The sequence below is a fragment of the Streptococcus sp. HMSC074F05 genome (assembly GCF_001808725.1).
Lineage (GTDB): Bacteria > Bacillota > Bacilli > Lactobacillales > Streptococcaceae > Streptococcus > Streptococcus parasanguinis_I.
This window is the reverse complement of record NZ_KV794411.1, coordinates 189,087-196,111: the sequence shown is the minus strand read 5'-3', so window position 1 is coordinate 196,111 and position 7,025 is coordinate 189,087. Positions and strand designations below refer to the sequence as shown.

General features: G+C 42.5%; 5 protein-coding genes. All 5 read right to left on the bottom strand.

All coding sequences use genetic code 11. The features are described 5' to 3' along the window. Positions 1 to 1,089, bottom strand: a 1,089-nt coding sequence (locus HMPREF2685_RS04660) for a G5 domain-containing protein (protein WP_148130460.1), incomplete at its 3' end; no start/stop codon positions are given. 233 nt (positions 1,090 to 1,322) lie between these two features. Next, positions 1,323 to 2,750 carry a glycogen synthase GlgA gene (glgA, locus tag HMPREF2685_RS04655; protein WP_024054716.1) on the bottom strand — a complete coding sequence of 476 codons (1,428 nt, stop codon included), beginning with the start codon at positions 2,748 to 2,750 and terminating at the stop codon, positions 1,323 to 1,325. Further along, a complete protein-coding gene (glgD, locus tag HMPREF2685_RS04650) occupies positions 2,750 to 3,886 on the bottom strand; it encodes a glucose-1-phosphate adenylyltransferase subunit GlgD (protein WP_070465609.1) in 1,137 nt (378 codons plus the stop codon). The genes glgA and glgD overlap by 1 nt, the downstream gene beginning before the upstream one ends. Further along, positions 3,876 to 5,018, bottom strand: coding sequence for a glucose-1-phosphate adenylyltransferase (locus HMPREF2685_RS04645; RefSeq protein ID WP_070450480.1), 1,143 nt, complete (start codon positions 5,016 to 5,018; stop codon positions 3,876 to 3,878). Before HMPREF2685_RS04645 ends, glgD begins: the two co-directional genes overlap by 11 nt. A gap of 50 nt (positions 5,019 to 5,068) precedes the next feature. Then, a complete protein-coding gene (glgB, locus tag HMPREF2685_RS04640; RefSeq protein ID WP_070465605.1) occupies positions 5,069 to 6,976 on the bottom strand; it encodes a 1,4-alpha-glucan branching protein GlgB in 1,908 nt (635 codons plus the stop codon). Positions 6,977 to 7,025: the final 49 nt, after the last annotated feature.

The following is a 7,025-nucleotide window of genomic DNA, read 5'->3' as shown; positions in this document are numbered from 1 at the left end:
TTCCACCACACCTGTATAGGCTGGGTTCTCTGGTTGAACAGGAGCTTCACCGACATGACCTTCTTCCTGCGTCCCCTTTGCTGTTACAACTGGAGAAGGGCTGGGTTGAGGGGTTGGTTGGGCATCTTCTTTTGTCCCAACAGCAAGAATTTGTGAAACTGGTTCTTTGGTGACCTTACTTTCAACTACTCTACGAACTTCCTGTCCCTCTACCACACTGACTTCCGTCAATATAGTCCGCTCCCCATTTTGACCAGCAGTCAGCACCTTGGTTTGCCCTTTAGGTAATGTAGGATCAGCTTGTTTGACAGTTTCAAATGGCACAGGCTCAGTAGAGACTTCCAGGCTTGGTTTTTCAACTTGAGGAAAGGCTGGAGCGACTTCTGGGGTCACACGCGCTTGTGCTTCCACTTGTGGAATACCTATACTTGTTTTGATCGTTCCTTCTACAGAAGGTTTCGTTTCCTGCATAGTCTTTGGCTCTTGTAAGCTCGTCTTTTGGACTGACGGGTAGCGCAGATAACCAATATAGTCATAGCCGTCAATTTGAATCACGCCATTTGCAAGATCTTTGCTCGATGCGATCGCAAGATCCTGATTATAGGCGCGCAAAACTTGATTTTGTAGGGCTGCGACTTCAACTGGAAGTAGAAGACTTTGTCCCATGGCTCCAATCAAAAGGACGCCCATGACCTTCTTCCGGTGCTTTTTAGAGAGTAAGAGGACCGCAAAGGAAGCAGTGGCTAGACTTAGGCCAAATAGGGCGACTTCCTGACTTCCTGTTTGAGGAAGAACCGACTGAATTGCTTCCTTCTTCTTATAGACGAGATAGAAAGTATCTTCATTTTGATACTCTTCAGGGATTGCATGAATCACCTGTTCTTTTTCTTCAGCAGTTAGCTCTTCTTCTGTCACATATCCTAAGTGCACATGAGTAGGGAGGGTCACCTGATCTGCTTGGACAGGACGAGCCCCTAACAGGCTTCCTCCTAATAAAAAGGCTCCAATGGCTACCGGACCAACACCGACAGATAATTTTCGAATCGAATATTTGGTCATTTTTTCAAACGTTTGTTTCGCTTTTTTCATCCTAAAATTCCTATATAGTAATATTTAACCCTCGAGCAAGGACCTGATTATTTTTAGAGAGGATGGGATCCTTTCCAGAAATAAGAACCTTCCCGGGATTTTTTACCTTTACCTATCTTATCTTTTTTCTTCTATTTTAGCAAGCTCTAAAACTCAAAAAAATAAACCGTTTTCTTTATAGGAAGAAAGCAACACAAAAAACGCCTCGAAAGGCGTTTGTATTATAGATCTATTTATAAGGATTGGTACAAATCATTGTATCGTTGACTAGCCGTATCCCATGAGAAGTCACGCGTCATAGCTTGCTCTTGCAGACCATACCAAGCCTGTTTGTCATTGTAGTAGACAGCCAAGGCTTCATCAACTGCCCAGTTAAACCAATAGCCAGATAAATTATTGAAGCTAAAGCCTGTTCCACTTCCATCAACAGCATTATACGGTTGGACTGTATCTCGAAGTCCGCCGACTTCATGCACCAGAGGAAGGGTTCCATAACGCATGGCCATCATTTGAGAAAGGCCACATGGTTCAAAGCGGCTTGGCATCAAGAAGACATCCGACGCTGCATAGATTTCTTGGGCCAATTGGACATCAAATGTGATATTCGCTGAAAGTTTATCTGGGTAGGCTTGACCAAACCAAGCAAAGGCATTTTCAAATCCAGGGTCTCCTGTCCCCAGCAAAACAATCTGAATATCCTTTTGCAAGAGTTGATGCAACTCTTCTACCACCACATCAAAACCTTTTTGACGTGTCAAACGAGAGACGATCCCAAACAAAGGAACATCATCGCGAACAGATAGACCAACACGTTCTTGAAGAGCTCGTTTGCTGGCTGCTTTACCTGAAAGATCTGAGAGACTGAAGTGATGAGTCAAGAGTGGATCCGTTTCAGGATTATACAGATCCGCATCAATCCCGTTAACAATTCCGGTCACCTTGCCAGACTCCATTCGAAGGATCTGATCCAAGCCACAACCATATTCAGCAGTCATAATCTCATGCGCATAGCTAGGAGAAACGGTTGTTACACGGTCAGCATATAGAATACCGGCTTTCATCCAGTTCAGGCAATCATTCCATCGAAGTGTTCCATCTGCATAGCGTTCAAATCCAACTCCGAAAAGATCCCACAACATTCCTGGGTCGAACTGACCTTGGAATTCCAAATTATGGATGGTCAACACTGTCTTAATTCCATGATAAGCTTGAATCCAACGGTATTTTTCCTTCAGCAAGAAAGGAATCATCGCTGTATGGTAATCATGGGCATGAAGAACATCTGGAATGAAATCAACCCGTTCCATCGTTTCTAAGGCCGCGAGCTGGAAGAAGGCAAAGCGTTCGCCATCATCGAAGTCACCATACACATGGCCCCTAAAGAAATAATGTTGGTTATCAATAAAGTAAAAGGTGACTCCATCGCGCACAATGCGTTTCACACCAACATATTGACTTCTCCAGCCAACCTTGGTCTCAAAATGCAAGACATCTTCGATTTGATCTCCAAACTTAGCCTCTACCATATCATAGTAAGGGAGGATCACGCGCACATCATGACCACTTTTCGCTAAGGATTTAGGAAGAGCGCCAATAACGTCTCCCAAACCACCTGTTTTAGAAAACGGTGCTCCTTCAGCTGCAACAAATAATAGTTTCATTAGACAATATCCTCTGTAACAATCGTTCCTTTTTTAACCACGACAGGTGTTTCCTCTGTACCACGAATCGTCACGCCAGCAGCCACTTCGACCCCCTTATCCAGGATAGCATGTTCAACGATTGCATTTTCACGAACCACTACACCAGGGAAGAGAAGACTACTGCGGACCTCTGAACCTTCATGAAGGCGTACCCGACGTGAAACAATGGAACGTTCAACGGTTCCTTCTACAATACTACCTGAAGCAAATTGAGACGTTTTAATATGTGATGTCTTGGAATAATACGTTGGTTCTTCATTCTTCACTTTCGTATACACTTTTTGATTTGGTGAAAAGAGCTTCATGAATTTTTGGTTTTCCAACATATCCAAGTTTGCATGGTAGTAAGATTCAACTGAATGAATATTGGCTAAGTAACCTGTATATTCAAAGGCAAAAGCATTGTATTCCACCGCCAAATCACGCAAGATATAGCGCAATTTTTGTGGGTATTCTTTCTTAGCTTCTTCTTCAATTTTTTCAATCAACCAAGGAGTGTCCACAATAAAGACATCTGTTGACATGTTGTAGACTTCATCCGGATTCTTACCATCAAAAAGTTTTTGATCTGTAACATGGTCTGATTCATCAATTTCCAAGACAGCATTGACTTCAGAGATATTTTGAAGATGCAACTTCTTATAAACCACTGTAATCGGACGATCGATGGTATTATGAAGGTGGAAAATCTGATTGAGGTCAATATTCATCAAAACATCACAGTTTAAAGCAACTGTTTGGTTGGAACCAGACCGTTTCAAATAGGTCAATAATTGTTGGTAGTATTCTGGCCCTACCGTTGTATTTTCAACTGGAGTATTATAGATTCCGAGGTAATAGTGGCTCAATAAAGTAGACAAGCCCCATTCACGACCTGAACGAATATGGTCAAAGACCGAACTAATATTTTCTTGTTGGAAAATCCCAAAAACACTACGAATACCAGCATTCGCAAGACTAGACAACGGGAAGTCAATCAAGCGGTATTTCCCATCAAATGGTAGGGATGCTACCGGACGATGGCTGGTCAAAGTGGACATATCATGATACCCAACTGTATTTCCTAAAATGGCTGAATATTTATCAATCTTCATCTGTTGCTACCCCCACTTTTTCATTGTAACCGACAACTTGTACTTCCTCTGTTCCATCAATCACGACACCGTCTGCAATGACTGCACCTTCTCCGATAATCGCGCGTTTCACGACAGCTCCTTTACCGATAACGGCATTGCTCATCACGACAGCATCTTCAACAACTGCTCCTTCACGAACTTGAGCTTCTGTTGATAAGATGGAGTGTTTGACTGTACCGTCTACCGAACAACCGTCGACGACAAGAGAATCTTCGATGTGACCATGTTCTCCAAAGAAGTTTGGTGGTGAAATAAGGTTGCGTGAATAGATTTTCCAGTGACGATCGCGACTATCCAAGGCATTATTTGGATCGATATATTCCATATTGGCTTCCCAAAGAGACTCAATCGTACCAACGTCTTTCCAATAACCATTGAATTCATAAGCATAAACACTTTCGCCTGATTCTAGATACGTTGGAATGACATTTTTACCGAAGTCTGACATATCGATATCGCTCTTCTCAGCAGCAACTAACATATTGCGCAGACGAGCCCAGTCAAAGATGTAAATCCCCATGGAAGCCTTGGTAGATTTTGGTTCAGCTGGTTTTTCTTCAAATTCGACAATCCGATTATTGGCATCTGTATTCATGATTCCAAAACGGCTTGCTTCCTTCAAAGGAACATCTAGGACGGCAACAGTCAAGCTCGCATTATTATCCTTGTGTGCTTGAAGCATGTCATCGTAATCCATCTTGTAGATATGATCCCCAGATAGAATCAAGACATATTCCGGATTGATGCTATCGATATAGTCGATGTTTTGGAGAATCGCATGACTAGTTCCTTCGAACCACCGATTTCCTTCACTAGCTGAATAAGGTTGGAGAATAGACACACCCGTATTGATTCCATCCAAGCCCCAGCTGGAACCATTCCCAATATGGCTGTTAAGGGCAAGTGGTTGATACTGTGTAATCACACCAACATTGTGAATTCCTGAGTTGGCACAGTTTGAGAGAGCAAAATCGATAATCCGATAGCGCCCACCAAATTGAACCGCAGGTTTCGCGATGTTTTTGGTTAATTTTCCAAGACGTGTTCCTTGCCCTCCGGCAAGAATTAAAGCGAGCATTTCATTCTTCATTGACTACTTCCTCTTTTTAAAGCTTGGACTCCCTTAGAGTCAACCGATCATCATTTTTTATCTGATGTTTTAGATTTCGTTTTGCGAACCTTCCGTTTCACCTTCCAAATGCTAGCTCCTAAAGCCGGCAAAGTAAAGGTCAAAGTTTGTTCATAATCCTTCCACAGTCCATCTTGAGACTGAACTGTCGGATTGTGCTCTTTCCAGACACCTCCCCATTCTTCTAATTCTGTATTCCAAATTTCTTCATAGACCGCTGATATAGGCACACCAATCGTAAAGTCCTTGCGTTCTACTGGTGCCATATTAAAGACGCACACCAAAAGATCACCCTTACGATTTTTCCGGATCATAGACAAGACGCTCTGATCCCGGTTATCTGCATCAATAATCTCTAAGCCATCAAAGCTATCATCAATCTCCCACAATTCCTTGTGTTCTTTGTAGAAATGATTGAGCTGAGAAGTGAAACGACGCATCTTAGCATTCATTTCATCCTCTAGATTGCCCCATTCCAGTTGCTCTTCTGACTTCCATTCCAAAAATTGACCAAATTCTGAACCCATAAAGAGTAATTTCTTACCTGGATGGCAAATCTGATAGGTCAAGAGGTTACGGAGTCCAGCAAATTGATTGTAACGATCTCCCCACATCTTATGCATCAAACTCTTCTTACCATGCACCACTTCATCATGTGAAAATGGTAGTAAGAAGTTTTCAGAAAATGCATACATGAAACTAAAGGTTACCAGGTTAAAGTCAAATTTCCGGTAGATGGGATCTTCTTCGTAGAATCGAAGGATATCATTCATCCACCCCATATTCCATTTATAGTCAAAGCCAAGTCCACCTTCTTCTTCAGGACCCGTGATCTTTTGACCAGCAGAACTTTCTTCTGCAATCATCATGACATCTGGGTGTTCGTTCTTGATAATCGCATTCAAACGTCTAAGGAAATGAACGCCTTCGTAGTTGAGGTTTCCACCATCAATATTTGGTGTCCATGGACCACTATCGTAGTCAAGATAGAGCATATTGCTCACAGCATCGACCCGAATCCCATCTAAATGATAGGTATCAATCCAAAACTTCAAACTAGAAACCAAGAATGACTGGACTTGATTCTTCCCTAAATCGAAGTTCAAGGCTCCCCATCCGTAGTTATGGGCACGATGTTCATCCTGGTATTCAAAGGTTGGTGTTCCATCATAATAAGCCAAGGCATCATCATTGATAATGAAATGTCCGGGTACCCAATCTACGATCACTCCGATATTGTTGAGGTGGCATTCTTCCACGAAGTCTTGAAACTCTTCTGGGCTACCATAAGTCTGCTCGAGTGCAAAATATCCCATGAGCTGATAGCCCCAACTCAAGCCCAATGGATGAGCCATCACTGGCATAAATTCCACGTGGGTATAGTTCATTTCTACCAGATACGGAATGAGTTCATCTTTTAGTTGTTTGAAGGTATAGGAACTGTGATCCTCATTACGTTTCCACGATCCTGCGTGAACCTCATAAATATTAACAGGTCGTTCCTTAAAACCAAGTTTTTTGCGGCGTGCTCTCCAGAGACCATCTTTCCAGTTTTTCTCTGGAATGGTCTTGATAATAGATCCTGTATTGGGTCTCTTTTCCATCCATAACGCTAGAGGATCGATTTTTTGCACCTGATGACCATTTTGTCGAGTCACCAAATACTTGTATATATCTCCCTCTTTTGCATCGGAACAGAAGACTTCCCAGACGCCTCCTTCATTACGAACCATTGGAATTTTACGAGCTTCCCAATCAGTGAAATCACCAATCAGATCCACCGCCTGAGCATTGGGAGCCCAAACACGGAAGGTAAAGCCTTCTTGTTCCCCCCTTGTTTCCTTGTGAGCTCCTAAGTACTCTTGAAGATGGAAATTATCCCCTCTTCCAAATGTCCATAAGTCTGTGCTTCTATCCATATACTCACCTCTTTGCTTTTGAAAGCGTTTTCTATTTGTTTTTATTTTA

Excerpts from the sequence above, each read along its gene's own strand:
- glgA (WP_024054716.1), bottom strand. The coding sequence starts at position 2,750 with ATGAAACTATTATTTGTTGCAGCTGAAGGAGCACCGTTTTCTAAAACA.
- glgD (WP_070465609.1), bottom strand. The coding sequence starts at position 3,886 with ATGAAGATTGATAAATATTCAGCCATTTTAGGAAATACAGTTGGGTAT.
- HMPREF2685_RS04645 (WP_070450480.1), bottom strand. The coding sequence starts at position 5,018 with ATGAAGAATGAAATGCTCGCTTTAATTCTTGCCGGAGGGCAAGGAACA.
- glgB (WP_070465605.1), bottom strand. The coding sequence starts at position 6,976 with ATGGATAGAAGCACAGACTTATGGACATTTGGAAGAGGGGATAATTTC.